General features: G+C 66.8%; 19 protein-coding genes and 3 tRNA genes. 8 read left to right on the top strand and 14 right to left on the bottom strand.

Features of this window, described 5'->3' with window-relative positions:
• Window positions 1-3 precede the first annotated feature (3 nt).
• Genes glpK through FS388_RS07930 form a run of 3 tightly spaced genes read right to left on the bottom strand, consistent with a single transcriptional unit; the run spans window position 4 to window position 4,201 of the window.
• The gene (gene glpK / locus FS388_RS07940) at window positions 4-1,560 is read right to left on the bottom strand and encodes a glycerol kinase GlpK (RefSeq protein WP_146340932.1); all 1,557 of its coding nucleotides are present in this window, start codon (window positions 1,558-1,560) and stop codon (window positions 4-6) included.
• A 47-nt stretch (window positions 1,561-1,607) separates the two neighbouring features.
• Entirely contained in the window at window positions 1,608-2,336 is a 729-nt protein-coding gene (locus tag FS388_RS07935; RefSeq protein WP_146340931.1) for an MIP/aquaporin family protein, read from the bottom strand.
• Between the two features lie 59 nt (window positions 2,337-2,395).
• Window positions 2,396-4,201, bottom strand: a complete 1,806-nt coding sequence (locus FS388_RS07930; RefSeq protein ID WP_146340930.1) for a glycerol-3-phosphate dehydrogenase/oxidase — start codon at window positions 4,199-4,201, stop codon at window positions 2,396-2,398.
• A 107-nt stretch (window positions 4,202-4,308) separates the two neighbouring features.
• On the opposite strand from FS388_RS07930, the gene FS388_RS07925 reads away from it, so the two are divergent.
• Window positions 4,309-5,277, top strand: a complete 969-nt coding sequence (locus tag FS388_RS07925) for a sugar-binding transcriptional regulator (RefSeq protein ID WP_146340929.1) — start codon at window positions 4,309-4,311, stop codon at window positions 5,275-5,277.
• Here the strand turns inward: FS388_RS07925 and FS388_RS07920 are convergent, their stop codons facing one another.
• From FS388_RS07920 to FS388_RS07910, 3 genes are read right to left on the bottom strand one after another with little or no spacing between them, the layout of a single operon-like run.
• Entirely contained in the window at window positions 5,278-6,801 is a 1,524-nt protein-coding gene (locus FS388_RS07920; protein ID WP_146340928.1) for an FAD-dependent oxidoreductase, read from the bottom strand.
• Entirely contained in the window at window positions 6,798-9,029 is a 2,232-nt protein-coding gene (locus FS388_RS07915; RefSeq protein WP_246836152.1) for a molybdopterin oxidoreductase family protein, read from the bottom strand. Before FS388_RS07915 ends, FS388_RS07920 begins: the two co-directional genes overlap by 4 nt.
• Window positions 9,030-9,039: 10 nt before the next feature.
• Window positions 9,040-10,422, bottom strand: coding sequence for an MFS transporter (locus tag FS388_RS07910; protein ID WP_146340927.1), 1,383 nt, complete (start codon window positions 10,420-10,422; stop codon window positions 9,040-9,042).
• Between the two features lie 435 nt (window positions 10,423-10,857).
• Between FS388_RS07910 and FS388_RS07905 the strand changes: the two genes are divergently transcribed.
• From FS388_RS07905 to FS388_RS07890, 4 genes are all read left to right on the top strand, one after another.
• On the top strand, window positions 10,858-12,681 hold the full coding sequence (locus FS388_RS07905) for a DEAD/DEAH box helicase (protein ID WP_146340926.1): 1,824 nt from the start codon (window positions 10,858-10,860) through the stop codon (window positions 12,679-12,681).
• A 66-nt stretch (window positions 12,682-12,747) separates the two neighbouring features.
• A tRNA-Thr gene (locus FS388_RS07900) sits at window positions 12,748-12,819 on the top strand.
• A 78-nt stretch (window positions 12,820-12,897) separates the two neighbouring features.
• A tRNA-Met gene (locus FS388_RS07895) sits at window positions 12,898-12,971 on the top strand.
• A gap of 720 nt (window positions 12,972-13,691) precedes the next feature.
• Window positions 13,692-14,108 carry a hypothetical protein gene (locus FS388_RS07890; RefSeq protein ID WP_146340925.1) on the top strand — a complete coding sequence of 139 codons (417 nt, stop codon included), beginning with the start codon at window positions 13,692-13,694 and terminating at the stop codon, window positions 14,106-14,108.
• A gap of 2,555 nt (window positions 14,109-16,663) precedes the next feature.
• On the opposite strand, the gene FS388_RS07880 is transcribed toward FS388_RS07890, so the two are convergent.
• From FS388_RS07880 to FS388_RS07870, 3 genes are read right to left on the bottom strand one after another with little or no spacing between them, the layout of a single operon-like run.
• Window positions 16,664-17,248 (bottom strand): MOSC domain-containing protein, encoded by a 585-nt coding sequence (locus tag FS388_RS07880; RefSeq protein ID WP_146340923.1) that lies wholly within the window; start codon window positions 17,246-17,248, stop codon window positions 16,664-16,666.
• The gene (locus FS388_RS07875) at window positions 17,245-18,420 is read right to left on the bottom strand and encodes a cystathionine gamma-synthase (protein ID WP_146340922.1); all 1,176 of its coding nucleotides are present in this window, start codon (window positions 18,418-18,420) and stop codon (window positions 17,245-17,247) included. The genes FS388_RS07880 and FS388_RS07875 overlap by 4 nt, the downstream gene beginning before the upstream one ends.
• Complete coding sequence (locus FS388_RS07870; RefSeq protein ID WP_146340921.1) at window positions 18,413-19,957, bottom strand: pyridoxal-phosphate dependent enzyme; 1,545 nt, start codon at window positions 19,955-19,957, stop codon at window positions 18,413-18,415. Before FS388_RS07870 ends, FS388_RS07875 begins: the two co-directional genes overlap by 8 nt.
• 145 nt (window positions 19,958-20,102) lie before the next feature.
• On the opposite strand from FS388_RS07870, the gene FS388_RS07865 reads away from it, so the two are divergent.
• A complete protein-coding gene (locus FS388_RS07865; RefSeq protein ID WP_246836151.1) occupies window positions 20,103-21,155 on the top strand; it encodes a DNA-3-methyladenine glycosylase in 1,053 nt (350 codons plus the stop codon).
• A 4-nt stretch (window positions 21,156-21,159) separates the two neighbouring features.
• Here the strand turns inward: FS388_RS07865 and FS388_RS07860 are convergent, their stop codons facing one another.
• The 3 genes from FS388_RS07860 to FS388_RS07850 all read right to left on the bottom strand — a co-directional run bounded on the left by FS388_RS07860 (window position 21,160) and on the right by FS388_RS07850 (window position 22,705).
• Window positions 21,160-21,762 carry an aminotransferase class I/II-fold pyridoxal phosphate-dependent enzyme gene (locus FS388_RS07860; RefSeq protein WP_168198658.1) on the bottom strand — a complete coding sequence of 201 codons (603 nt, stop codon included), beginning with the start codon at window positions 21,760-21,762 and terminating at the stop codon, window positions 21,160-21,162.
• A 29-nt stretch (window positions 21,763-21,791) separates the two neighbouring features.
• Window positions 21,792-22,502 (bottom strand): GntR family transcriptional regulator, encoded by a 711-nt coding sequence (locus FS388_RS07855; protein WP_146340918.1) that lies wholly within the window; start codon window positions 22,500-22,502, stop codon window positions 21,792-21,794.
• A 121-nt stretch (window positions 22,503-22,623) separates the two neighbouring features.
• Window positions 22,624-22,705: transfer RNA gene (locus FS388_RS07850), tRNA-Tyr, on the bottom strand.
• A gap of 94 nt (window positions 22,706-22,799) precedes the next feature.
• On the opposite strand from FS388_RS07850, the gene FS388_RS13065 reads away from it, so the two are divergent.
• Window positions 22,800-23,183, top strand: a complete 384-nt coding sequence (locus tag FS388_RS13065; protein WP_168198657.1) for a co-chaperone YbbN — start codon at window positions 22,800-22,802, stop codon at window positions 23,181-23,183.
• 79 nt (window positions 23,184-23,262) lie between these two features.
• On the opposite strand, the gene FS388_RS07840 is transcribed toward FS388_RS13065, so the two are convergent.
• Window positions 23,263-24,486: a cobalamin-independent methionine synthase II family protein gene (locus FS388_RS07840; protein ID WP_146340916.1), complete on the bottom strand. Its 1,224-nt coding sequence runs from the start codon at window positions 24,484-24,486 to the stop codon at window positions 23,263-23,265.
• Between the two features lie 235 nt (window positions 24,487-24,721).
• Here FS388_RS07840 and FS388_RS07835 point away from each other — a divergent pair, with 235 nt between their 5' ends.
• Window positions 24,722-25,210, top strand: coding sequence for a YajQ family cyclic di-GMP-binding protein (locus FS388_RS07835; RefSeq protein ID WP_146340915.1), 489 nt, complete (start codon window positions 24,722-24,724; stop codon window positions 25,208-25,210).
• A gap of 30 nt (window positions 25,211-25,240) precedes the next feature.
• Here FS388_RS07835 and FS388_RS07830 read toward each other — a convergent pair whose 3' ends face one another.
• The gene (locus FS388_RS07830) at window positions 25,241-26,482 is read right to left on the bottom strand and encodes a Na/Pi symporter (RefSeq protein WP_146340914.1); all 1,242 of its coding nucleotides are present in this window, start codon (window positions 26,480-26,482) and stop codon (window positions 25,241-25,243) included.
• Window positions 26,483-26,606: the final 124 nt, after the last annotated feature.

Below are 26,606 nucleotides of genomic sequence, written 5' to 3'. Positions count from 1 at the left end.
TTCTCAGCCCTGCTCGCTGTCCTCGTCCACCCAGTCGAAGCTGCGGGTGACAGCCTTGGACCAGTTGCGCATGAGGCGCTGCCGCTCCTCATCTTCGATCTGCGGGCTCCAGCGCGAGTCCTCGGACCAGTTGGCGATCACATCGTCGATCGAGTTCCAGAACCCGACTGCCAAGCCGGCTGCATAGGCGGCGCCCAGTGCGGTCGTCTCGATCACGGCGGGGCGGACCACGTCGACTCCGAGAACATCCGCCTGGAACTGCATCAGGGTCTCGTTGACGACCATGCCGCCGTCCACCTTGAGCTCCTTCAGCGGGTCCGAGGCGTCATGGGCCATGGAGTCGACCACCTCGGCTGACTGATAGGCCACGGACTCCAGGGCAGCCCGGCAGAGGTGGTTCTGGTTGACGAAACGAGTCAGTCCGACGATGACGCCCCGGGCATCGGGCTTCCAGTGCGGAGCGAAGAGGCCGGAGAAGGCCGGCACGATGTAGGCGCCGCCGTTGTCCTCGACCCTCTTCGCCTTGGTCTCGACCTCAGGCGCGGAGGAGATCATGCCGAGGCTGTCGCGCAGCCACTGCACGAGTGATCCGGTCACGGCGATGGAGCCCTCAAGGGCATAGACCGGCCTCTCCTCTCCGAGGCGGTAGGCCACCGTGGTCAGGAGTCCATGATCGGAGCGGACCATCTCCTCGCCGGTGTTCATGAGCATAAAGTTGCCGGTGCCGTAGGTGTTCTTCCCCTGACCGGGTGTGAAGCATGCCTGCCCGAACGTGGCGGCCTGCTGGTCACCCAGGATGCCGGTGATCGGGGTGTCGATCAGCAGGGACTCCTTGCGTCCGTAGCCGTAGACCTCGGAGGAGGAGCGGATCTCGGGGAGCATGCTCAGAGGCACGCCGATCGCTTCGGCCAGCTCCTCGTTCCAGTCGAGGGTGTCGATGTTCATCATCAGCGTCCGGGAGGCGTTGGTGACGTCGGTGATGTGGACGCCCCCATTGACCCCGCCGGTCAGGTTCCAGATCAGCCATGTATCCATGGTGCCGAACAGCAGCTCGCCGGCCTCCGCCCTGTCCCGGGCACCCTCCACGTTGTCGAGGATCCAGCGGATCTTGGGACCGGCGAAATAGGTGGCCAGGGGCAGCCCGGTGCGCTCCCGGAACGTCTCGCTGCCGTGTGCGGCCTCGAGCTGGTCGCAGATCTTCTGGGTCCGGGTGTCCTGCCAGACGATGGCGTTGTGGACGGGCTCTCCGGTGCTCCTGTCCCAGACGAGGGTGGTCTCCCGCTGGTTGGTGATCCCGACGGCTGCCAGCGAGTGCCGGTTCACGTCGGCGTCGGCGAGCGCGAGCCCTATGACCTCCCTGGTATTGCGCCAGATCTCAGTGCCGCTGTGCTCGACCCAGCCGGCCTTGGGGAGGATCTGCTCATGCTCACGCTGGCCTGAGGAGACGATGCTGCCGGAGTGGTCGAAGACCACGGCCCGGGTGGAGGTCGTTCCCTGGTCGATGGCCAGTACGTACTGGGCCTCGGTGGGCCGCTTGGTGGTCGGCGCGTTCTCAGTCATGGTGCTGTCCTTTCGGAGCGGGGACGTTCAGCGGAGAGGGGCGGCGCTCAGCCGGCCAGCAGGATGGGGGCGGTCAGCCCGGCCAGCACGGCGCCTGCGAGCGGGCCGACGATGGGGACCCACGAGTAGGCCCAGTCGTTTCCGCCCTTATTGCGGATCGGCAGGAGCGCATGGGCCAGGCGGGGGCCGAGGTCACGGGCGGGGTTGATGGCGTAGCCGGTGGGCCCGCCGAGCCCGGCGCCGATGCCGACCACCAGCAGGCCAACGGCCAGCGGGCCCAGCTCCGACGGGGTCGCTCCGAACAGCAGGACGACGAGCACCAGCACGTAGGTGGCGATGACCTCGGTGACGACGTTCCAGCCGTAGTGCCGCTCAGCCGGATCGGTGCAGAAGGTGCCCTTGATGACCCCGGGATCCTCAGCCTTGTCGTAGTGCTTCTTGTAGGCGGCCCAGGCCAGCACGGCGCCGACGAAAGCACCGATCACCTGCGCGGCGAAGTAGGCAAGCATATGGGGCACGTTCGCGGTGATCCCGTCGGCGAACTCGCTCTCCCCAGAGACGAAGATGCCCAAGGTGACCGCCGGGTTGATGTGCGCCCCGGAGGCCCACGCCACGTAGACGCCGGAGAAGACCGCCAGCCCCCAGCCGAAGTGAATCATCAGCGGGCCGCCGGCATGGCCCTTGGTGCCGGGAAGCAGGGCGTTGGCGACCACGCCGGTGCCGAGAAGGATCAGGGTCGCCGTGCCCATGATCTCGAAGAGGAAGATGGTTTCCACCGGATGACTCCTTTGTCATGGATGCTCGTCGGAGCGGAATCGGTCAGATGGTCAGAGGGTCATGCTGCGTCGAGGCTCTGGTGAACGGGAAGCACGCTCTTCATCGCCTGGGCGGCCTCGGCGTCGCTGGAGGAGCGTTCGGCGGTCAGCTGCGCCTCGACGTAGCTGGTGTAGGCCCGCTTCTCGTAGTCGGCGCGATCAGCGTCCCAGCCGAGATCGTCTGCGACCAGGGCGATGACGTGGTCGGCCGCTTCGAGGCCTCGATCGGCGACCTCGTGGAAGAGCCGCGTCCTGCGCTCCAGGAGGTCCTCCAGGTGGACGGCGCCCTCGTACCGGGCGGCGTAGACGAACTCTGCCGCAAGGTATCCGGCCCCGCCGGGGACCTCCTCGGCGAGCGCAGGCTCTTCGCGGATCAGGGAGAGCAGCTCCCCCATCAGGGAGCCGTAGCGTCCCAGAAGCCGCTTCACCGTCTTGGGCGGGAGGTTCTGCTCCGCGGCGACCTCGTCGGTGCGGCCGGCCCACTCGCCGTAGCCCTGGCCGCCCAGCAGCGGCAGCCGGTCAGTGAGGGACTCTCGGTCGGCGAACTGCTCGGCGACCGCGAAGTCGACGGCATCCTCGGCCATGGAGCGGTAGGTGGTGAGCTTTCCGCCCGCCACGGCTGTCAGGCCGGGGGCCATGCGCATCACCGTGTGCTCGCGGGACACCTTGGAGCTTGACTCCTCGTCGCTGGCGACCGGCTGCAGCAGCGGCCGAAGACCGGCCCAGGTGCCGATGACGTCGTCCGGGCTGAGGTCCGTCTCGAGGACGTCATTGGCGTGGTCGAGGACGTATCGGATGTCAGCGGCGGTGGGGGCCGGGACGTCGACGGGCTCGCGCCATGAGGTGTCTGTGGTGCCGATGGACCAGTAGTCGTCCATAGGAATGATGAACAGGACCGACTTCTCGGTCTGTGTGATGACGCCCACATGCTCCTGGGCCGGGATCCGATCTTTGGGGACAGTGATGTGGATGCCCTTGGAGGCCAGCACCTTCAGGGCTGGACCGGATCCGTCCTCGGCCTCGGCGTGGGCCATCTGCTCCTGCTCACCGGTCCACACGCCTGCGGCCATGATGGTCTCGCGGGCGTAGACGCTCATGGTGCGGCCTGTCTCTCTATCCCGCAGGACGACCCCTACGACCTGCTCCTCCCCTGCGCGCGTCTCGCGCAGGTACTCGACCACTTCGGTGCGCACTGCGACGTGGGCCCCGAGGCTCGCCGCGGAGCGCGCGAGGGTGAGCACCAGGCGCGCGTCGTCCACCTGGGCGTCGAAGTATTCGAGCGCGCCGATGAACTTGCTGTGGTTCAGCCCGTCGAAGCGCTTCCGGAGGCCCCGGCGCGTCATGTGGCGGTGCAGCGGTGCGCGGCCTTTGGCGCTGAGCACCGATTTCAGGCCGTTTCCGCGCGCTGATGCGGCGAATGACAGACTGTCGTACAGCATGACGCCGGAGCCGATGAACGCCCGGTCGAGCCCTCGCTTCTGGAACGGGAACACGAAGGGCAGTCCCCGGACCAGGTGCGGCGCGGTGCGGGTCATCAGCAGGTTCCGCTCGCGGAGAGCCTCTGAGACAAGCTTGAAGTCCAGCATCTGCAGGTAGCGCAGCCCGCCATGGATGAGCTTCGATGAGCGCGACGAGGTTCCCTGGGCCAGGTCCTGGGCCTCAACGAGCCCGGTGCTCAGGCCTCGGGACGCCGCGTCGAAGGCCGCCGCAGCTCCTACGACGCCTCCCCCGACCACCAGGACATCCAGGGGCTGCTCGGGCGTGGTGCCGGCGAATGCCTCGAGAGCGTCCGTGCGGGACGAGGGATTCATGGGCCGTGGCTTCATGGCACATCCTGTAGATCGACGTTGACTGTGATGCTCATAACATCCGAGGTGCGGTCTTTTTCTCAATACTTATGCACATACGTGCACAGAGGGTCCACAATGGGGAAATGAAGCCCTCATACAGGGAGAAGGTCGAGTACGTCGCTGCACGGATGTACTACGCCGAGAACTGGACGATGCAGCACATCGCCAAGGAGCTCGGAGTGTCACGATCCACCGTCTCCCGACTCCTGACAGAGGCGCGTGAGCAGGGCATCGTGCGCATCAGTCTCCACCCGCCCACCGACCGCCCCAACGCCTTGGAGCATCGCATCGCCGAGATCTACGGCGTGACCGTGCACGTGGCCCACACCCTCGCCCGCGAGGACGCCTACGCCCGCCACGAAGCGGTCGCAGCGCTCGCGGCATCAGTGGTTGACTCCCTCATCGAACCGGACATGGTCGTCGGGGCCGCCTGGGGCGCCACGATGACCTCGGTGGTGGACCGGCTCCCGCAGCGCGCCGTCCCCGGGCTGCAGATCGTCCAGCTCAACGGGGCGGTGAACTCCCAGCCCGCGGGCGCGGAGTCGGACGGCACCGGAATCGGCATGGGGGTCGTCGAGCGCTTCGCCAAGGTCTACGGGGGACGGCCGCACCTCTTCGCAGTGCCCGCCATCTTCGACTACGAGCAGACCAAGCAGATGCTCTGGCGGGAACGCTCAACCTCGCGCGTGCTCAACCTGCAGCGCCGCGCCACCCTGGCCGTCTTCGGAGTGGGCACGTTCGCGGCCGGCCGCCCGTCGCAGGTCTACGCCGAGGGGTACCTGAGCCGTGAGGACCTCAACCAGCTCACCGATGAGCAGGTCGTCGGCGACATCTGCACCGTCTTCCTCCGGGGGGACGGGTCCTGGAGGAACATCGAGCTCAACAGCCGCTGCTCCGGCATCAGGCCCGACGAGCTCTCCCGGGTTCCCCGACGGGTATGCGTGGTCAACGGCGCGCACAAGGTTCCGGCCCTGCGCGGAGCACTCGCCGCAGGGCTGGTCACTGACCTGGTCCTGGACCAGGCCTCCGCAGACCTGCTCGCCCACGGCTGATCAGACCGGCTGGGCCGCGGACTCCTCGAGAATCTTCTCGATGGCGCGATGGCAGGTGCCGCATCCGGTGCCTGCCCGGGTCTGCGAGGCGACGTCCTCGACGCTCCGGCAGCAGGGGGCAGCGTCCTGGACCACGCCGACCGTGGTCCCGGCGCAGCGGCAGAGGACATCCCCAGGCCCCAGCTCCGCCTCCCTGGTGGCATGCTCAGCAGCCAGCAGTGCGGTGCGGTCGGCTGTCGGCAGAGTGCCTCGAGCCGCGTGCATGGACAGCTCCGCTGCGGTCCGTGGCATGCCGATGACGACGAAGCCGGTCAGCCGCTCACCCTCGGTGACGAGCCGCAGGTACTGGCCGCGCCGCGGATCCGCCCATGTGGAGACATCAGGGGCCTGAGGATCCCACGGGTCGATGTCCGTCTCACCGGCGCAGGCCATGTTCAGACTCTCGGACTTCACCAGGATCACATCCAGGCCGGCAGACAGCGACGGCTGGGCAAAGTCCACCAGCTCGCCCGCCGCATCACGGTCCGGGGAGGATGTGAGCCCCAGGTCATCGCGCAGGCCTGAAGCGACCACCTCCGCCTGCAGCCACCCCGGTGCGATGAGGCCTGCGGAGCCTCGGCCCTCCACAGACGCACAGTCCCCGGCGGCGAAGATATGAGGATCTCCCAGGCTGCGGCCATCGGTTCCCACCGTCACGCCCCATGAGCACGGCAGCCCCGCATCCTTCGCGAGGGAGTCGCGAGCGACGACCCCGATGCACACCACCAGCAGCGTGGCAGGAATCCGCTCGCCCGAAGAGGTGCGCACGGCGACGAGCTCCCCGTCGTCCGACACCACCTCGCGCACGTCCGTCGCCGCTCGGACGTCGACGCCCATGCTCGTCAGCTCGCGACGCAGCAGCATCCCAGCGTCGGGGTCCGCCTCGCGGCTCATCGGTGTGCCGCCGCGATGCAGCAGCGTCACCTCAGCGCCTGTCTCCGCCAGCGCCAGAGCGGCCTCCACGCCGAGCACGCCGCCGCCGAGCACCGTCACCGGCTTGCCTATGCGCGACCTTTCGCGGACGGCGAGCGCATCCTCAATGGTGCGCAGCGGCACGACGCCTCGGGGCATCTGTGCACCAGAGCGCTCCCCGTCGAGCTTTCCACCGCGGCGGACCTCCACGGTGCAGGGAGGCATGCGCGGCTCCGCCCCGGTGGCCAGCACCAGCCTGTCGTAGCTCACTCTGCGCCCGTCGGAGAGGGTCAGCTCCTGAGCGTCGCGGTCCAGGTGGGCAGCCTCGGCACCGAGGATCAGCTCCACGCCCTGTGCTGCGAGCGCCTCGGGGGAGTCCACCATGATCTCCTCGGGGAGGATGCGGCCCACGCTGACGTCTCCGATGCGGATGCGGTTGTACGCCGCATGACGCTCGGCTCCGATGATGGTCAGTGCGGCGCGGCCCTCGCGGATCTCCGGCAGAAGCTCCTCAGCGAGCCGGGAGGCGACGGGCCCGAACCCGACGATGACGATGTGCTGCGATCGGCTCATAGGGGTGCCTCCTCCGCCGGCCTGATCGTGGCAGGCGTGGACTTGAACTCCGGCATGGAGCTGAGCGGGTCGGTCAGGCTTCGGGTGAGCAGGTTCGCGGTGCCCGATCCGGGGAAGTGGAAGGGGGCGAAGACGGTGTCTGCGCGAATGCCGTCGGTGACCCGGACCCGGGCCTTCATCTGGCCGTGGGCTGAGGTGACGATGGCGCACTCATCCTCGGTGAGCCCGAACTGGCGGGCGGTGGCTGGGTGGACCTCCACGAAGGCCTCGGGGTGGGCGGCGGCCAGGGCCGGCACTCGCCGCGTCTGGGTCCCTGACTGGTAGTGCTCCATGACGCGTCCGGTGGTGAAGGTGATCTCCCCGGCCCCGCGCGGCTGATTCTGCCGCCGGGGCCGTATCGCCGAGAGCCGCGCCCGCCCGTCCGGGTGGGCGAAGCGTTCGTGAAACATGCGGGGGGTGCCGACCATCGGCTCACCGGTGGCTGAGGCCTCTGCTGAATGCTGCGCGGCGGGCACGGGCCAGTAGGCGGCGTGCCCGTCGTCCAGCGCGGCGTAGTCCAGGCCTGAGTAGTCAGCAGGGGCTCCGGCGGTGGCACGACGGATCTCCTCGAAGACCTCGGACGGCTCAGTGGGCCATGCGGACGGAGCACCGAGCCGCTGCGCCAGATCGGCGAAGATGCGCAGCTCGGAGCGGGGGCCCGAGTCGGGGTCCGGGGAGGCCGGAGGCTCCACGGCGCGGCGTCGCCGCAGTATGCGGCCTTCGAGGCTGGTCATCGTCCCTTCCTCCTCAGCCCACTGGAGAACCGGCAGCACCACGTCCGCCTCCTGAGCAGTCTCGGACATGAAGAAGTCGGCGACGACCAGCAGGTCGAGGCTGCGGAGGCTGTCCGCCACACGGCCGGCGTCAGGTGCCGAGACGGCGATGTTCGAAGCGTGCACGAAGAGTCCTCGCACACCGTCGGCCGCGCCGATCCGATGCAGCATCTGGGTCGCTGGGGTGCCGGGCCCGGGGATCTGCTGGGCCTCCACGCCCCAGACCCGAGCCATGTGCTCACGGTCCGCGTCATCGGCGATGCTGCGCATGCCGGGGAGCTGATCGGACTTCTGACCCATCTCGCGGCCGCCCTGCCCATTGCCCTGGCCGGTCAGGGTGCCGTAGCCGCCGCGCCGGCCGCCGTCGGAACCCGCCCCGGGCAGTCCCAGCAGCAGCGCGAGGCTGATGGCGGCTCGGGCGGTGTCGGTGCCGTCACGGTGCTGCTCGACTCCGCGTCCGGTGAGGATGAACACCGGGTCGCCGCCGGCGCGGGCACCCTGCGCCGCATGGCCGAGCTTCCGGGCCAGCAGCCGGATCTGGTCCGCGCCGACCCCGGTGGCCGCCTGGGCCCGCTCGGGCCACCAGTGCGATGCTGAACGGCGGAGCTCCTCGAGCCCCAGGGTGCGCTCATCCAGGTACTCCGAGTCGGCGAATCCTTCCTCCAGCACCACCTGCGCCACGGAGAGCAGCAGGACGAGATCGCCGCCGGGGGCAGGCTGGATGTGCGCCCCTGCTCCGTCGGCGGTGAGCTCGGCGGTGGCGGTCCGACGCGGGTCCACCACGATCAGCCCGCCCTTGCTGCGGACACCGTCGAGGTGCTGGACGAAGGGCGGCATCGTGTCGGCCACGTTGGAGCCGAGCATCAGCACCGAACAGGCGTCATTGAGGTCAGTCAGGGGAAAGGGCAGCCCACGGTCCAGCCCAAAGACCATGGTGGAGGCTTTGGAGGCGGAGGACATGCACCAGCGGCCGTTGTAGTCGATCTGGGAGGTGCCGAGTGCGATCCGGGCGAATTTGCCGAGCGCGTAGGTCTTCTCGTTGGTGAGGGCTCCGGAGCCGAAGACGCCGAGAGCGTTCTTGCCGTGCACGTCCTGGATCGCGCGGACCCTGTCCACGATCAGGCTGAGAGCCTCATCCCACGTGGCTTCGCGAAGACCGTCCTGCTCGCGGATGAGGGGGGCCATGATGCGGTCGTCGCGGCGGCCGAGGAGCTCATGCGCAGTGCTGCCCTTGCGGCAGAGGCGTCCCCTGTTGGTGGGGAAGGAGGCCCCCTCCACGTCGAAGCTGTCGGGGACCTCCGGACGTTCGGACACCGTCAGTCGCATGGCGCACTGCAGTGCGCAGTAGGGGCAGTGCGTCTGCACTGTGCGGCTGCGGGCTGACTCAGTCCCAGGCATCGGCAGGGCCTCGACCATCAGAGGAGCCTCATACCCGTGCGGAGGCGAAGACGGTGCCGGGCCGCATGTAGACCGCCCAGGTCAGGAGGGCGAAGCCGACGTAGGCTCCGGCGAAGCACCAGAACGCGGTGTCGAAGCTCCCGGTGGCCTCGTTGGACGCGTTGAGGATCTGCGGGATGGCGAAGCCGCCGAAGGCGCCGATCGCGCCTATGAAGCCCAATGCGGCGGAGGCCTTGCGCTCATGGCCGACGCGGTCCCCCTCAGGGACTGAGAGCCGGAAGACGAGCGGGATCATGCGGTAGCTGGAGCCGTTGGCCACACCGGTCAGGGTGAACAGCGTCAGGAACAGTCCCAGGTAGAGCCAGAAGCTCCCCCAGTCCAGGGTGACCACGACCACCGCGGTGACCGCGGCCATCGCAAGGAAGCTCACTGCGGTGATGCGCGCCCCGCCGACCCGATCCGCGAGCTGTCCGCCGTAGGGCCGTGCCAGGGAGCCGACCAGCGGGCCGAGGAACGCCAGCGACAGGGCCGCGCCGAGCACCTGGAAGCTGGAGAATCCAGGGAACTGGATGCTGATCAGCGTGGGGAAGACGGAGCCGAAGCCCATGAACGAGCCGAAGGTTCCGATGTAGATCACCGCGATGATCCACAGGTGCCGCTCACGCAGCGCCGCCAGGGTGCCCTTGACGTCGTTGGAGGCGTTCGTGAGGTTGTGCATGTACTTCCACGCGCCCCAGGCGGCCAGGAGAATCAGCGGAATCCACATGACCCCGGCCACGGGGAGGCTGGGGCCGAAGTGGCCGAAGGCGAAGAGCGAGACGACGATCGGGACCGCGAGCTGCGCGGCCGCCACTCCGAGGTTGCCGCCGGCGGCGTTGACGCCCAGCGCGGCGCCCTTCTCCTTGGCCGGGTAGAAGAACGTGATGTTGGCCATGGAGCTGGCGAAGTTTCCGCCGCCGAAGCCGGCTGTGGCTGCGATGAGGTACAGCGCCCAGATCGGCGTTTCGGGGTTGGCGAGCGCGACGGCCATGGCGACAGTGGGGATGAGCAGCAGGAGCGCGGAGATCACCGTCCAGTTGCGGCCCCCGATCATGGCCACCATAAAGCTGTAGGGGATCCGCATGGCCGCACCCACCAGCGGCGGCAGCGAGACCAGCAGGAACTGCTGAGCGCTGGTGAGGTCGAAGCCGGCGGCGGGCAGGAACACCACGGTGACGGACCAGAGCTGCCAGACCGCGAATCCGAGGAACTCGCAGAAGACCGACCAGATGAGGTTGCGGCGAGCGACCGGACGCCCGGGGCCTTCCCAGAAGTCCTGGTTCTCCGGCTGCCAGTTGGTGATCCAGCGGCCTCGCTCTTCCACAATGCGCTCAGTGGGGGGTGCGTGCTGAGTTTCGTTGATGACGCTCATGCATTCGATCGTCCCAGCGGCATGTTTCAGGCCTGCGGCTCAGTGTTACCGATGTGAAAAACGGGTCTCACGCGCAGGAATGAGGCCTGTGAGACGCTCGTTTGGGGTTTTGGCGATCGGGCACGTATGATTGCTGGGCATTCTCCGGATAATCCCGTTTATCTGTTGCTGACTCCCGGCACAGCTGCATTTCGATCAGCTGGTAGGTCCGGTGGAGTTCTGTTGTTCTGTGTGCGGGTCGACTCCGGAGCCTTTCCTCGGCCTGAGTCCCCGTGATCCTCGTTCCAGCGAAAACCGTCCGATAAGTCCTGCCGTGCCCATGCACGGCCTGCTCCTGATGGAGCCGGCCGTTCGAGCACGAGCGGTAGACACTGTCGGAGCGCTGGAGCGCGGCCGCGGCGGTCCAGGCCGCCTACGTGACAAGGAGTCACCCGCATGTCTGAGACAGACGCCCCCACTATTCCCCCCTTCAGCGACCTCGGCCTGGACTCGCGCGTCATGGCTGCCATTGAGTCCATGGGCTACGAGACCCCCTCCCCCATCCAGGCGGAGACCATCCCCCAGCTCATCGCCGGCCGCGACGTGGTCGGCCTGGCGCAGACCGGCACCGGCAAGACCGCGGCCTTCGCCCTGCCGGCGCTGACCCACATGGCAGCCGCCCACGACGAGGGCACCCTCGGCAACCGGCCCAACACTCTGGTGCTCGCCCCCACGCGAGAGCTGGCCATCCAGGTGGCCGAAGCCTTCACCACCTACGCGGCCAAGGTCGACGGCATCTCCGTGCTGCCCATCTACGGCGGCGCTCCCTACGGTCCCCAGCTGCAGGGACTGCGGCGCGGCGCCAACGTCGTGGTCGGCACCCCGGGCCGCGTCATCGACCACATGGAGAAGGGCTCCCTGGACCTCTCCGAGGTCGAGCACCTGATCCTCGATGAGGCCGACGAGATGCTGCGCATGGGCTTCGCCGAAGAGGTGGACAAGATCCTTGCCCAGACGCCGGCCGACAAGCAGGTCGCCCTCTTCTCCGCGACGATGCCGACCGCCATCCGTCGCATCTCCGAGCAGTACCTGAACGACCCGGTCGAGGTGAAGGTCAAGTCCAAGACTCAGACCAGCTCCAACACTCGGCAGCGCTTCCTGTTCATCAAGCACCACGCCAAGGGCGAGGCACTGACCCGCATCATGGAGACGGAGGCGCACGACGCCGCCATCGTCTTCGTGCGCACCCGGTCAGCCACTGAGGAGGTCGCAGGGATGCTCAACGCCCGCGGCTTCCGAGCCTCGGCCATCAACGGCGACATTCCGCAGAACCTGCGGGAGAAGACGGTCGAGCAGCTGAAGTCAGGCCGCATCGACGTCCTGGTGGCCACCGACGTGGCCGCCAGAGGCCTTGACGTGGAGCGCATCAGCCACGTCTTCAACTACGACATCCCCCTCGACACCGAGTCCTACGTCCACCGCATCGGCCGCACCGGCCGCGCGGGACGCTCCGGTGAGGCCGTCCTGTTCGTCACTCCTCGCGAGAAGCGCATGCTGCGCTCCATCGAGAAGGCGACCCGCCAGACGGTCGATCAGATGAGCCTGCCCTCCGTCGAGGACGTGAACGCGTCGCGTCTGGACCGGTTCTCCGAGCGGATCACCGCCACCCTCGCCGGCGAGGACCTGGAGGAGTACCGCGCGCTGGTCAGCAGCTACGTGGAGAACCACAACACTCCCGCCGAAGATGTGGCCGCCGCACTGGTCTCCATGGTGCACGAAGGCCGATCCCTCCTGCTGGATGAGAAGGACGACTCCGGCATGCGAGGAGCCCTTCCGGAGTTCCGTGAGGACAACGATCGGGGCGGACGCTTCGAGGACCGCGGGCCCCGCTCGGACCGCGGCCCCAAGGGAGCACCCAGCGCAGCGCCGGGCAATGCCCTCTACCGGCTGGCAGTCGGACGCAACAACCGGGTCACCCCGGGCCACGTGGTCGGCGCCATCACCGGCGAGGCTGGCCTGACCGGTGCACAGATCGGGAGCATCGACATCCGCCCCACGCACACCCTCGTCGAGCTTCCGGAGCACCTCTCCGGCGACCAGTGGGCTGCGCTCACCAAGACGCGGATCGGCGGCGAGCTGATCCGCATCGAGAAGGACTCCGGCGGACCCGCGCCGCGCACCGGCGGCGGTCGCGGCGGCGACCGGGACGGCGATCAGGGCGGCTTCAAGAAGGGACCGCGCAAGGCAGGATTCGGCGGTCGCAAGAAGCCCCGCCACTGAGCCGGATCGCCGTGCGCGCGGTGATTTGGGCGGCATGAATATCCGGTGCTAGGATGTTCTGTCGTTGCCCCAATAGCTCAGTGGTAGAGCGCAGTCTTGGTAAGACTGAGGTCCCGGGATCGATTCCCGGTTGGGGCTCGAGTGAAAGCCTCGCGCAGCGCACGATACGAACTGCGCGGCGTGAGGCTTTTTCACTCCAGTCATCTGCTCACTCAGGGCGGTGTAGCTCAGCTGGTTAGAGCGCACGACTCATAATCGTGAGGTCGGGGGATCGAGCCCCCCCACCGCTACGCGAGCAGGACCCCGTTACGAACGGGAAAGGGCCCCGCCCGGCACGTGCCGGGCGGGGCCGCTTTGTGCCCTGACGGCCATTCTGATGGCAGTTCTCCCTAATCGGCCCTGTGGGTCCTCCATTCATCTAGCGCCTGTCACCGCGGTATGCACTGCTGGCCCTTACACGAATGGGAATGACTCGCCCAGGGCGATCGACACGCAAAGTTCGTGACAGTTGTAATTCCGATCTGCAATGCCGTACTTGGGCCGCCTTCAGGCAAGATAGGTCTATGAATACTCGCTGGGTGCCCCCAACGCTCGACGAAAGCGAAGTCGAGGACTTTCTGACAATCAAGGCCGGAATTCCCCAACAGCACGTCGTTCCCTCACTCGATGGCTAGTGCCCGGCGAGCATTATCAGCGCAAGAGCACGCAGTGGATCACTGACTTCGAACGTGTATCGGGCACGGTGGTGTTTACGGAGTACGGTGATTACGAGGAGGCGGCCACCTTATGGGCTTCCCTCGAGAAAATAGCTGAGAAGAAGTTGGTCGATCTGCTGGACTACCGACTTAGTAGCCACACCGTCCAGTCGCACTACACACACGATGACGTGAAGCGCCTAGAACGCCTCCTGGACGAGGCTAACGCCGGGTGGCGCGTCGGCCCTCGGGGGAGAAGGTATGGCCTGCTGAAACGCATACCGGAGGGGAGTCGAGCACGTAGTCGACCAGGTGGTGAGCTATGAACAGCGAGCTAGTACGTTCCTCAAACAGGCCTGGGAACATGCCTTCAGCTCAAGCCCGAACCCGAGCAACGCATATTGGCTAGCGGTCAAAGCTGTCGAAGCAGTCGCGATCCCGGCGATGGACCTGAACTCGCCCAAACCAACATTGGGAGGTTGCATTGGGCAACTTAAGAATGCTGGCAAGAGCTGGAGTTTCGTTCTGCCCGGCGCGGACGACCAGGACTCCCTAGGCCAGCTCCGAGAAACTATGAACCTTCTCTGGGGCTCCCATCATGATCGACACGGTGGAATCGAAGACTACAAGGATGTGACGGAGGAGGAAGCTCAAGCAGCCGTTCTTCTAGCCAGCACTTTGGTCGGGTGGTTTTCCCTCGGTTTCTTCAGCAGAGGCAAATCCGGAGAATGAGGGATTAGTGGAGCGTCCGCGCTAGCTATGAAAGCAGCCGGTGGATAAGTTGGGCTATTTGGCAAGTACGCGACACCAAACACAACCGCCACCCGGTAAATAAGTACCTGCCCCTCTCCACCTGCTGGGGGGGGGTAAGAGAATCCAAATCGCTGGAGCTAAGCAGCTGAGCCGCGCTACGTTAGAAGTCCGTGAAAAATCTCAGGCTGAGAGCCCCCTTGTCACTATTTGACTGAGAGAGAAAAAAAGCGAGCCTTCCGAGACGACGAGTGCCCCGCAGTTGGCTAGCGGCGGCGCCCGAGGCGCCGCTCCGCTTCCAAGAGATACACCAGGTCGTGTTTCTTCTTCACTGGAGTGCGCCTGGAGCGTCTGACGAGTTCCTGTGAGGGCCAAGGTCCCTGCGGTCACCGCCAAACCTCCCCGTAGGAATTAGACTCGCAAAGTCCGCGACCCCAGCGATAACAATCGCAATCAGATTGCCGGCCTTTTCATCTGCGAAGCGCCGCGCGGCACTCCCAGCCAGACGGGTCATCTTCACAGAATTCTGGAGCTCTCAGGTTGTGGTTGGACCTCATCGTGCCAAAGCTCGTCAAGTTCATAGGGCAGGCTATCGTCGAGGGCAGCAGATTCAAGTCCTCGCTCTAGGCGCTTAACCGCATTGCGATACCCCTGACGGTGGTCAGTAAGTTCCTCGCGGGCCTCCAGGATGTGCTCCATTGGAGCATTCGGGAAGGTCGGGAGCCTCTCAACTAGACCGGTTCCTGTCGATGCTCGCCGAGATCGACTCGCTGCATACGAACCGAAGTGTCCGGAGTCCTCGGACTCTCGAGCGAGCTTTGACGTTTCCGGATCTAGTAGTACGCCCGATGAGTGATCACTGAGAGCGCCCGATAGTTGCTTCTTGTACCACGCGGCCACGGAATCAGCGCCTTCGTCAAAGTCGAAACCTGTGTCGATTACCGTAAGGGCTTCGCTTTCGATAGCCCGATCCATCTCGGGACCGTGCCCGCCGTATTGATCGCTCGCTAATACAGCCGCTTCCTGAAACGCAGGTGCAAACTTCTCCGCCCACTGTGACCGTTCAGGATCATCCACTGGAAGTTTTGATAGTTCTTGAACACGCTGTCGAAGACGTGGCAATTCTGACGCAGGAAAACCCATCCGAATAAGAGTTGGAGTTGGCAGTGCGCGCAAGCCGTTGACTGGGTCAGCCAACGATACTTTCCTCAGGGGATCGAGGGTGCGAAGCATATTTAGACCCGGTGAGACCACGCTAATATGGTCGGCGTAGAGTAACGAACTTTTGATCATTCGCAACTCACGCTCGATAGAGAGCCGACGCTCTGTTCCCATGCGCGGGCTAACACACAGTGTGAGACGCATCTCTGCTCGTGCGGACTTCCGCGTCCGACGGTCTTTTCGGTTCTTTCTTCTCGAAGGCTTACTCATAAACCAATTGTGCCGCAGGTGCACCCTTAAGAGTTTTCTGTCTATATAAGGAGCACGATGACAGCAGTAATGACAACCAACTCAGGTGGCCCGTGGTGCCACCACAGCACCGGAGTCCTAGGGCGGCACTCGCAAAGACGGACAGGAGAACGACTCTGGAGATCGTCCAACCTCACCACAGGTTCAATTCCTCCATAACACACCAGTCAAGCCAGCCGAGATCTCCCACACGCCGACTGATTATGGGCCAAGATCATTGACCAGATGACTAGCGTCGGCCTGTTAAAGCCCGTTGACGCGGCGGGGTTGGAAGAGATGTCGGAAATCTTCGCGCGGCGGCACGAGACGGTTCGGTTCGGGCGTGAGCGGGCGCTGTTGTCGAATATCAGCCAAGGAACCGTCGCTGCTCCTTGAGTCGTAATGGAAGAGCGCGCTGTCAGGAGGTCCGCCCCTGGTGCGCTGAGTACGGAATACGCGCTGAATCTGTCTGCGGTGAAGCGCACGGCCTGCCCAGCGCTACCGTAGTCCGCCGGCCTGAAAACCAGTTGAGAGGCCTCCTAGTACATGGTGACTCAGGGCCATTAGCCGCCGTCGCTCCCGCCACTGATAAGAACGCCCGCGGGACCCCAGGCAAAGGGCGCTACCTCCGACCCGCTGGGGCGGACCGGGTGCTTTCGTCCATCGGCTACCTACGGCACATCCAAGGTGGGGGTGACTGCGCTGCCGGCAGGCCCGGAGGCATTCTTTCGTGTCTAGTCGGCCGCGCTGACCCCAGCCTCCTAGGCCCGCACTTCACCCCCTGCGAAGATGAAGCACTGGGGCTCATCTTCGGTCGTATCTGCCGCTATCTAGACGGGTGAGCCGGCATCTGCCGGGATGGCGAGTAGCCGCGCTGTGGTGTTCGCGCTTTGGGAGACGTAGCGGATAAGTCGGTGGTCCGGGCCGGAGACACCCTCGCCCTCGGTAGAACAATGGCGGCCGCCTGCTGCGCCTTAGTGACATTCGTAGTGCCCATCGCTGGAATCTGGCCCCGCGACATCCGGCAGCCACGTGAGTTAGATTGCACCCCAGTTGGGGCTTTCTTCGTGCCGTCGTGCCGGCCGCGCTCAGTCGTCGGGGCGTGCGCTCGTGGGACCTTTGGCCAGAGCCGTCTCACGCATGGTGGGACCCTCGCCCTCCTCAAGCACCGTGACCGCGTCGCCTGACCGGATCTCGCCCGGGGTGAGGACCCTCAGGTACGTCCCCGGACGTCCGGCCTGCAGAAACCGCTTGACCCACCGGGCCTCGCCCATCCAGCGTCCGAACGTGGCGCACGGGATCCGGGGCCGAGTGACCTCCAGGACGGCCCGGCCCCCCACCTGCCACCGCTCGCCGGCACGGGCACCGTCCACGTCGAGACCTGATATCCGCAGGTTCTCGCCCAGGCTTCCCGCCGGCAGGTCGCGACCCAGCGCCTCCGACCACCACGCAGCGTCCGACTCGGCGTACGCGTAGACAGCCTGCTCGGGGCCGCCGTGATGCTCACGGTCGGCCTGGACGTCCCCATGCAGGCCGAGGGTGCGCACCTTCACCGGACCCTCCACCGGCCGCTTGTCGATGGCGGTGGTCCCCACGGAGCCGGGGTCCGGGGTCAGCCGACGGACGACGCACACCGCGTCCACCGTCCCCCGCTGACCCCGTCGTCCCGTCACAGCCCGGCGAGCGCCTTCTCGACATCGTCGATGAGGTCCTCGACGTCCTCGATGCCCACCGAGAGGCGCAGGAGGTTCTCCGGCACGGCCAGCTCGGTGCCTCGGACCGAGGCGTGGGTCATCTCATGCGGGTAGTTCATCAGCGACTCCACGCCGCCGAGGGACTCGGCGAGGATGAACCACTTGGTTCCCTCCGCCACCTTGCGTGCGGCCGGCTCGCCCCCTGCCAGCTGCAGAGAGACCATGCCTCCGAAGTCCCTCATCTGGGATGCCGCCAGCTGGTGCTGGGGGTGGGACTCCAGGCCCGGGTAGAGCACCCGCTCCACGGCGGGGTGGCCCTCGAAGTGCCGGGCCAGGGCCAGGGCATTCGACGAGTGGCGGTCCATGCGCACACCCAGGGTCTTCAGGCCGCGAGTTGTCAGGTAGGCGTCCAGGGGTCCGGAGACCGCACCAACGGCGAACTGCTGGAACGCGACCTTCTCCGCCAGGTCATCTGCGGCGTTCCCCTCGCCGAGCACCACGGCACCGCCGACCACGTCGGAGTGGCCGCCGATGTACTTGGTGGTCGAGTGCACGACGACGTCCGCGCCGAGGCTCAGCGGCTGCTGCAGGTACGGGGTGGCGAAGGTGTTGTCCACCACCAGAAGGGCGTCGTGGGCGTGCGCGATGTCCGCCAGGGCGCGGATGTCCGTGACACCCATCAGGGGGTTGGAGGGCGTCTCGACCCACAGCAGGGTCGCGTCGCTGTGCTGAAGCTCCGCGGCGACGCGCTCGTGGTCCGCCAGGTCGATGGGAGTGTTGGTGATTCCCCAGTCGCCGTGGACGCGGGCGAACAGCCGGTACGTTCCTCCGTAGGCGTCGTTGCCCATGACCAGGCGCTGGCCGGGCCGCATCAGGCCCCGGATGATCGCGTCCTCGGCCGCCAGCCCGGAGCCAAAGCTGAACGCATGGCGCCCGCCCTCCAGCGCCGCCAGCTGCTGCTGCAGGGCGGTGCGGGTGGGGTTGCCGGCGCGTCCGTAGTCGTAGCCGTTGCGGAGGTTGCCGATGCCGTCTGGGGCGAAGGTGGTGGACAGGTGCAGAGGCGGGACGACAGCGCCGTACACCTCGTCGATGTCCTGGCCGGTGTGGATGGCGTGGGTGGAGAAGCCGGGGGTGCGCTGGTTCTCACTCATTGAGGTCGATCTCCTGTCGTGGGGCTCCGGAGAGGTGGGCAAGCAGGTCATTGCGCGTCAGCACACCCACGATGTCTCCGCGGTCGGCGACCAGGAGGGTGGGGTGGCTGCGCAGCTTGGAGAGGATCTGCGGGAGGGTCTCTGTGATGCCCAGCAGAGGCAGGTGGTCGCGCAGGTGGTCGGCGACCGGCTCGTCCGGGCTGGCCTGGCCTTCGATGACGTCCTCGGAGAGCTGCTCGACATCCACCACCCCGTAGACCTCGCCGATGCGGGCCACCGGGCCCGGGTGGTCGATGACCGGGACGATGTCCACGCCGTAGCGGTTCATCACGCTGACGGCCTCACGCAGGGTCGTCTCTCGGCTGATGGAGATGACCTCCGGCAGCGCTTCGGAGAACATGCCTCGCTTGGCCTGCAGGAGGTCTCCGGCTGTGGTGGTCGCCGGGTCCTGCTCTCCGGTGCCGGGGGCCTGGTGATGGGTGTCGGTGCCGATCACTCCGTCGCGGACTGCCTGGGAGAGCTCCTCGGAGGTTCTGACGGCGATCTCGGTGCCGGTGGAGGTGGAGACCACTTCGCCGAAGCCGTGGTCGATCATCCACTGGTCGTTGAAGATCTTGCCGAGGTACCCGCGCCCGGAGTCCGGCAGCACTGCGACGATCACGTCGTCGGGCCCGAGGCCTTCGGCGACCTTCAGCGCCGCGGTGACCGCGGTGCCCGAGGAGCCGCCCACCAGCAGCCCCTCCTCGGTGGCGAGGCGGCGGCACATCGCGAACGACTCCGCATCGGTGATCGCGTGGTGCTCGTCGGGGACGCTCGGGTCGTAGTTCTTGACCCAGACGTCCTCGCCGACGCCTTCGACGAAGTAGGGGCGTCCCTCGCCGCCGGAGTAGATGGAGCCGTCCGGGTCTGCGACGACCACACGCACCGGTCCCGACTCCCTGTCCGCTGAGACCTCTTTGAGGTAGCGGCCCGTGCCGGTGACGGTGCCGCCGGTTCCGGCGCCGACGACCAGGTGGGTGACCTTCCCCTCCGTGTCCTCCCAGATCTCCGGACCGGTGGTCTCGTAGTGCGAGGTGGGCGCATTCGGGTTGGAGAACTGGTCAGGCTTGTGACCGCCTTCGATCTCCCGCGCCAGCTGATCGGAGATGCCGTAGTAGCTCAGCGGGGACTCAGCGTCGACCCCGGCGGGGCCGACCACCACGTCGGCGCCGTAGGCCCGCAGCACGTCCCGCTTCTCCTGGGCCACCTTCGGCACCGTGATGAAGACGGCCCGGTAGCCCTTCTGCTGGGCCACCAGCGCGAGCCCCACGCCGGTGTTGCCCGAGGTCGGCTCGACCACCACTCCCCCGGGGGAGAGCTTGCCCTCGGCCTCGGCGGCCTCGATCATCTTCAGCGCGATCCGGTCCTTGATGGATCCGCCCGGGTTCAGATATTCGAGCTTGACCAGCACAGTGCAGGAGAGGCCTTCGACGACTCTGTTGAGCCTCACCAAGGGCGTGGAGCCGATGAGCTCCACAACGGACTGGGCATATTTCACGGTGGTTCGCTTCCGTCGCTTGGGTGCTGAGCCGGCGTGCCGGCTCCTTCCTGCCCCCAGACTACCGGGGCGCTCCCCTCCCCAATAAGGTCTGGACTCAAAGGGAAACAGTGCTGGGGCCTCGATGGGGTGGCACAGTGTAGGGGTGACTTTCTCGGCTGAGCGCACGGTGGACCTGGGGGCGCCCTTCGACCTCCCCCGGACCCTGCGCCCGCTGCAGCGGGGACACGCAGACCCGGCCGTTCGGGTGGATCCGGGAACGTTTGACGGGGGCTCGCGCGGCACCGCAGGGGCCGGCGCCTGGGTCGCGCTCCGCCCGACTCCGGACCGCACCGTCGCGCACGCGGAGGACGGCGATCAGGCGGTTCTCCGGCTCGATCAGCTCGACGCCTCCCGGGTGAGGGTCCGGATCATCGCCGCGTCGGAGCCCGCGGCAGAGGCCGCCGTCGAGCGTGCCCCGGAGCTCCTGGGCGCTGCCGACGACTGGTCGGAGCTGGACGAGCTGCTGGCCGGCTCCGACGCCCACATCGCGCAGGCCATGGCGGCTGTCCGGCGTCGTCACCCCGGGGTCCGGCTGCCGGCCACCGGCGCCCTGTTCGACCAGCTGGTGACCGTCACCCTGGAGCAGAAGGTCACCCACGGGCAGGCGCGGCACGGGTGGCGGAACCTTCTGCGGCGCCACGGGTCCGCCCCCGCCCACGGCTGGGCTCGCCATACGCCTGTGCCTGTGCCCGAGTGGCTTCGCATGCCCCTGACCGCAGGCCAGCTGCGAAGCGTCCCCTCATGGGAGTGGCACCGGCTCTGGGTGCAGCCGCCGCTGTCGAAGACGATCCAGAGCATCGCCCAGCGCTCAGCCGCCCTGCACCGCCTGGGCGCCCAGACGCCGCCCGGGACCGAAGCGGTCAATGCGCTGGCCGAGAGACTGGCTTCGATTCCGGGCATCGGAGTGTGGAGTGCGGCGGAGGCCCTTCAGCGCTCCCACGGCGCAGCCGATCTGCCGGCAGTGGGCGACTATCACTTGGCCCACTTCGTGGGTGAGGCCATGACGGGTGCCCGGACGGACGACCCGGGGATGATCCGCCTGCTGGAGCCGTACAGGCCTCACCGGCAGAGAGTGGTCCGACTGCTGAAGCTCTCTGGGTTCGCCCACCAGCGGATGGGGCCCAAGCTCGCCCCCGAGGATCACCGGAGCCGGTAGCCCCTCAGAGGAAGGTCGGCCGAAGGTCGCCGGATGCCGCATGGCTGATCATCTGCGTCAGCTCCGCCGCCCGCTCGGGCGACTCGGGGAGCTGGGCGATGCTGATCCTCAGACGAGAGGGCGGCTGCTCGTCCAGCGACGCGGAGGCGCCCACGTCGACCACGACTCCCTGAGCGGACAGAGCCAGCGCGGTGCGGTGCGCGTCGGCCACATCGACCCACACGCTCCAGCTGTTCGGACCGCTCGAGGCGGTGAAGCCTGCCTCGGCGAAGGCCCCCAGTGCCACGTCCCGCCGCCGGGCGTAGTGCTGCCGGACGCTCTTGAGCCGCCGCCGCTGGCCTGCTGAGCCCGCCAGCTCTGCGACCATCTGCTGGAGTATGCGACTGTGGGAGGACAGGCCCTCTGCGCGCAGCCGGACCGCGCGGGCGATGAGGGGCTCGGGGCCGGCGAGGATGGCCGTCCGGATGTCTGCGCCGAAGGCTCGCGCATAGTCGAGCACGCGGAGGCTGCGCTCCGGGCAGCGGGCCGCGAGGCTTGCCGTCGGGCTCTCCACCAGCGGGCCCAGGGGGTCATCCTCGATGATCACCGCATCGGCCTTCTCCACCACGGCCTGCAGCGCCTCCGCCCGCTCCTGACTCAGCGCATGCTGGAATCCGAACGGACCGGACGGGGCGAGGACGAACGCCGAGGCCCGGCGTCGAGGGCCGCCTGCAGGGGAGTCCGGCAGGGGCCCTCCGCATCGGTGGCAACGCCCACGAGGGTGAGGCTCATCTTGCGCGCCGTCTCCAGGAAGCCGGGGTCGAACGGCGTTTCGACGGCGAGGACGTCTCCCGGGCTCGCTGCGACGGACGCTGCGAGCCAGAGCCCTCGCGCACCGCCGGCGACTGCTATTGCACGGTCAGGGACGTAGGGCAGGTCCTGGGCGGAGGCTCGTCGCAGATCATCGGTGAGGTAGTCGCGGGACCAGGCGTTGATGCTGGGGTGCTTCAGCGCAGCCGCGGCGGCCTCCTCCAGCGGGGGCAGCAGCGCCGGGTCAGGGCTGCAGGCGTGAAGGTCCACCGAGCCGAAGCCGCGGAAGCCGGCCGCGGGATCGCTCTGACCGTCCACCACCCGGGTGCCGCCTCTGCGGCGCGTCTCGACGGCGTTCTCCTCACGCAGCAGCCCCCACGCCTGAGCGATGGTGCCCACCGAGACGCCCAGCTCCTGGGCGAGGTCGCGCACAGTGGGCAGCCGGGCGCCCGGAGCCAGCGTCCCGTCGTCGATGAGCTCCTGGACCTGGGAGGCGATCCCTGCAGGAGTTCGGGATTCGAGCCGCCGCGCCAGCTCGGCGGCATCGATCTCTGCCATCAGGGCCTCCGGAAGTGTTCGGATAGTAGGAGAATCTTCGCCTCACAGGGTAACGCTCCATGCCCGGGCAGACAGTGAGAAGGGGACCCTGGATGATCCAGAGTCCCCTTCTCGCGTGCGGTGGCAGGTGAGGGATTCGAACCCCCGTAGGCAATGCCGGCTGATTTACAGTCAGCTCCCTTTGGCCGCTCGGGTAACCTGCCGTGCGACTGCTTGCGCCCCAATGAGGCACCCCACAACTTTACCCAAGAGCGGAAAAATTCTCGAATCCGGAGATATCTTGCGTACCGTGGGGGTATGGCTACTACAGACCTGACCGCTGACACCTTCCAGCAGGCGCTCGAGGACAACGACATTCTGCTGATCGACTTCTGGGCGGACTGGTGCGGTCCCTGCAAGCAGTTCGCTCCCATCTATGAGCAGGTCTCAGAGGAGCACCCGGATGCCGCCTTCGGCAAGGTGGACACGGAGACGGAGCAGGAGCTGGCTGCGGCAGCCAACATCACCTCCATCCCCACGCTGATGGTCTTCCGCGAGAAGGTGCTCGTGTTCTCCCAGCCGGGCGCACTCAACGCCGAGCAGCTCGGCGGCGTCGTCAAGGCCGTCAAGGACCTCGACATGGCCGAGATCCACAAGCAGGTCGAGGAGCAGCAGAGCGAGGGCGAGGCCCCGCAGAGCTGAGCCTCCCTCACAGACCACGACGGCGGCCCGCCACCTCGCATCACTGCTGGTGGCGGGCCGCCGTCGTCTCAGGGACGGGTCAGAAGCTCTTCGACGTCGCGATCGCAGCGCCCTGGGCCAGAGACTCCAGCTTGGCGAATGCGATGTCCGGATGCAGACGGCCCCCCAGGCCGCAGTCGGTGCCGGCCTGGACGTTCTCACGGCCCACCCGCTCGATGAAGCGCCCGAGGCGCTGAGCGACCAGCTCCGGGTGCTCCACCACGTTGGTGGCGTGGGAGACGACGCCGGGCACGATGACTTTGCCCTCGGGCAGCGTGAGGTCGTCCCACACGGTGAACTCGTGCTCGTGGCGGACGTTCCCGGCCTCAAACGTGAAGTACTTGGCATCAGCGCCCAGGCACAGGTCTGCGATGTGCTTGAACTCGATGTCCGTGGTGTGGGGGCCGTGCCAGGAGCCCCAGCAGATGTGCAGCCGGACCAGCTCGGGGTCGATGTCCCGCAGCGCGTAGTTCAGGGCGTCGATGCGCAGCTGGGTGAACGCCCGGTAGTCCTCCACGGAGGGCGCTGGGGTGATCTGGTCCCAGTTCTCGGCGAGGCAGGGGTCATCGAGCTGGAGGATGAGGCCCGCGTCGGTGATCGCCTTGTACTCGTTGCGCATCACGTCTGCCCAGGCGTAGAGGTGCTCCTCCGCACTGGCGTAGTGCGAATTGGGAACGCGCGCTCCGGAGCCCGGGGCGATCGAGGTGAGGAACCCCTGCTGAAGCCCTGCCGCGTCGAGTCCCTTCTTCAGGTTGGCGATGTCGGCCTCGATGGCCTCCTGCCCGCGCCAGGTCAGCTCGCCTGTGGTGGCCGGGAAGGGAACGGCGTGGCTGCCGGTGGGCGCACCGTTGGTGTAGAAGTCATAGAACTTCACCCAGTCGCGGCGGTTCATCATGTTGGTCAGCCTGAGGTCTCCGGGTGCGGATTCCTGGTGCGGCCAGTTGAAGAGGTTCTCCCCTGTCACCTCCAGGCCGCCGACGCGCTGGAAGACGTATGACCACCATGCTCCGTAGTCCACGGCCGAGCTCATGGCCTTGCCGTATTCGCCGTCGCCGGGGAGGGTGACGCCCAGGTCGGCCTGACGCTTGACCAGGTTCACCACGGCATCGGTGAGCAGGCCGTCGAATGCGGGCGTCTTGGTGAGGGTGAAGCCGTCTTCGGCGATCTCGCGCGCGGCGTTGGCTTCGATGAGCTCCGGGGTTCGCGGCAGGGAGCCTGCTGTGGAGACCAGGATCTGCTGGCTAGGATCTGGGGAGAGCGGCATGCGGGCCCGCGTCCTTTCGTATCGGCTTGCCCGGCCGGGAGGACGCTGCGCCGGGGAAGGACCCGACCGGTGCGAACCTCTTCTGGCCAGGCACTCATGTCAGGTGCGTGATGGGAAGGGTTCGCAGCGGTGACCACTACAGTCGCGAGGCTTCGCATTCTCGCTGCGAGAAATGTTCATCATTAAGTTGTGGGCGTTATCTTACACACAGCATCCGACGACGAAAGGTATGGCAGTGGCTAAAGAGTCAAGCTTCGACGTGGTCTCCCAGGTGGACAGCCAGGAGGTCTCCAATGCATTGAACCAAGCTCAGAAGGAGATTGCTCAGCGCTATGACTTCAAGGGCACCGGCACGGAGATCGACTTCTCCGGCGAGGCGATCCTGATCCGCGCGAACTCTGAGGAGCGCGCCAAGGCGGCGCAGGATGTGTTCGAATCCAAGCTGATCAAACGCGGCATCAGCCTGAAGTCCTTCGAGGCCTCTGAGCCCAAGGCCTCGGGCAAGGAGTACCGCATCGAGGGCCAGATCAAGGAGGGCATCGACCAGGCGACGGCGAAGAAGATCTCAAAGATCATCCGGGACGAAGGGCCGAAGTCGGTCAAGGCCCAGATCCAAGGGGATGAGCTGCGGGTGACCTCGAAGTCACGCGACGACCTGCAGGATGTCATCACCCTGCTGAAGGACTTCGACGACGCCGCGCTTCAGTTCATCAACATGCGCTGAGGCGTGCGCCCCGTCCGCCGCCGGGCCTGCTCAGAGCAGGAAGATGAGCCCCAGGGGCAGTGCAATGAAGACTGCGCACACCCAGGCGAAGGCGGCGGGCGCGCGGCGGACAGCAAGCTCGGAGAGCCAGCGCGCTCCGATGAGCGGCACCTCACGCAGGCCGGGAACGCCGAAGATGAGTGCTGTGGCGAAGATGTTGAAGAACAGGTGCACCAGTGCGGCGGTGAGAGCAATGGTGCCGAGATGGCCGTCGAAGGCCATGGCGGCGATCAGTGCTGTGATGGTGGTGCCGATGTTGGCGCCGAGTGTGAAGGGGTAGATCTGCCGCAGGGAGAGCTTCCCGGAGCCGGCCAGGGGCACCATCAGTGCCGTCGTCGTCGATGAGGACTGCACCATGACGGTCACCACGACGCCGGAGCCGATGGCCACGATGGGGTTGCGGCCGACGGAGGCGTGCAGGATGCGTTCGGCCCGGCCCACCAGGACTGCTTTGAGCTTCCGGCTGATCATGTTGATGACCACCAGGATCATTGCCGTGGCGAAGGCGATCATGGCGATGCCGGCCCAGACGTCGGGCAGGGGCGAGAATGCGGCTCCGATCAGCTCACCGGTGGGAGCCGTCGCACCCTTGATCATGGCGCCGACGCCCCCGAGGAGGGTCTCGAAGAGACCGGTGTCGGCTGCCTCGCTGCCGTCGATCATTCCGGCGACGGAGGTGGCCGCACGCTCCAGGAGCCCGAAGGCCATCTCCAGCGGCAGGAAGATGGCGACCGCGAGCAGGTTGAAGAAGTCGTGCACGGTGGCGGCGGAGAAGCCGCGGCGGAACTGCTCCTTGTCGCGGATCATGGCCAGCGAGACCAGCGTGTTGGTCATGGTGGTGCCGATGTTTGCGCCCAGCATGATCGGAATGGCGATGCTCAGCGGCAGTCCGCCGGCGACCAGTCCGACTGTCACGGAGGTGGTCGTGGAGGAGGACTGAGTCAGCGCCGTCGCTGCGATGCCGATCATCAGCCCGATCATGGGGTTCGCGGCGAAGCCGAAGAGGGCCTCTGCCTGGTCCCCGGTGGCCAGCGAGAAGCCGGAGCCGATGACTCCCACTGCCGTGATCAGGAAGTAGACGCCGGCGGCGACGGCGAGCCAGTTCAGCACCGTGCGGCGGCGGCTCAGCGGTGCCTGCGCCTGAGGGCTGAAGGACTGCTGGGGGGATGAGGCGGAAGTCTGGATGCCTGAGGCGGGAGCGGTGACCTGACGCTCCGCGGGGGTAACGGCCATAGGGTGAACAGTTCCAACCGAAGGTGAACGAAAGGTTAACTGAGCGCCAACGCCGTTCAAAGCATGGAGCGGAATCGTCCCAGATACGATGATGTTGCTCACAGGGGACGACAGGACCGGCGAA

Source organism: Nesterenkonia sp. NBAIMH1 (assembly GCF_007922635.1).
In the GTDB taxonomy this organism is placed as follows: Bacteria; Actinomycetota; Actinomycetes; order Actinomycetales; family Micrococcaceae; genus Nesterenkonia; species Nesterenkonia pannonica.
This window is presented reverse-complemented; position numbering and strand designations above follow the sequence as displayed.

What these genes read in the sequence shown, in the direction of transcription:
- FS388_RS07910 (WP_146340927.1), bottom strand. Translation starts at nt 10,422, where the DNA reads ATGAGCGTCATCAACGAAACTCAGCACGCACCCCCCACTGAGCGCATT.
- FS388_RS07905 (WP_146340926.1), top strand. Translation starts at nt 10,858, where the DNA reads ATGTCTGAGACAGACGCCCCCACTATTCCCCCCTTCAGCGACCTCGGC.
- glpK (WP_146340932.1), bottom strand. Translation starts at nt 1,560, where the DNA reads ATGACTGAGAACGCGCCGACCACCAAGCGGCCCACCGAGGCCCAGTAC.
- FS388_RS07930 (WP_146340930.1), bottom strand. Translation starts at nt 4,201, where the DNA reads ATGAAGCCACGGCCCATGAATCCCTCGTCCCGCACGGACGCTCTCGAG.
- FS388_RS07925 (WP_146340929.1), top strand. Translation starts at nt 4,309, where the DNA reads ATGAAGCCCTCATACAGGGAGAAGGTCGAGTACGTCGCTGCACGGATG.
- FS388_RS07920 (WP_146340928.1), bottom strand. Translation starts at nt 6,801, where the DNA reads ATGAGCCGATCGCAGCACATCGTCATCGTCGGGTTCGGGCCCGTCGCC.
- FS388_RS07915 (WP_246836152.1), bottom strand. Translation starts at nt 9,029, where the DNA reads ATGGTCGAGGCCCTGCCGATGCCTGGGACTGAGTCAGCCCGCAGCCGC.
- FS388_RS07875 (WP_146340922.1), bottom strand. Translation starts at nt 18,420, where the DNA reads ATGAGTGAGAACCAGCGCACCCCCGGCTTCTCCACCCACGCCATCCAC.
- FS388_RS07840 (WP_146340916.1), bottom strand. Translation starts at nt 24,486, where the DNA reads ATGCCGCTCTCCCCAGATCCTAGCCAGCAGATCCTGGTCTCCACAGCA.
- FS388_RS13065 (WP_168198657.1), top strand. Translation starts at nt 22,800, where the DNA reads ATGGCTACTACAGACCTGACCGCTGACACCTTCCAGCAGGCGCTCGAG.
- FS388_RS07830 (WP_146340914.1), bottom strand. Translation starts at nt 26,482, where the DNA reads ATGGCCGTTACCCCCGCGGAGCGTCAGGTCACCGCTCCCGCCTCAGGC.
- FS388_RS07855 (WP_146340918.1), bottom strand. Translation starts at nt 22,502, where the DNA reads ATGGCAGAGATCGATGCCGCCGAGCTGGCGCGGCGGCTCGAATCCCGA.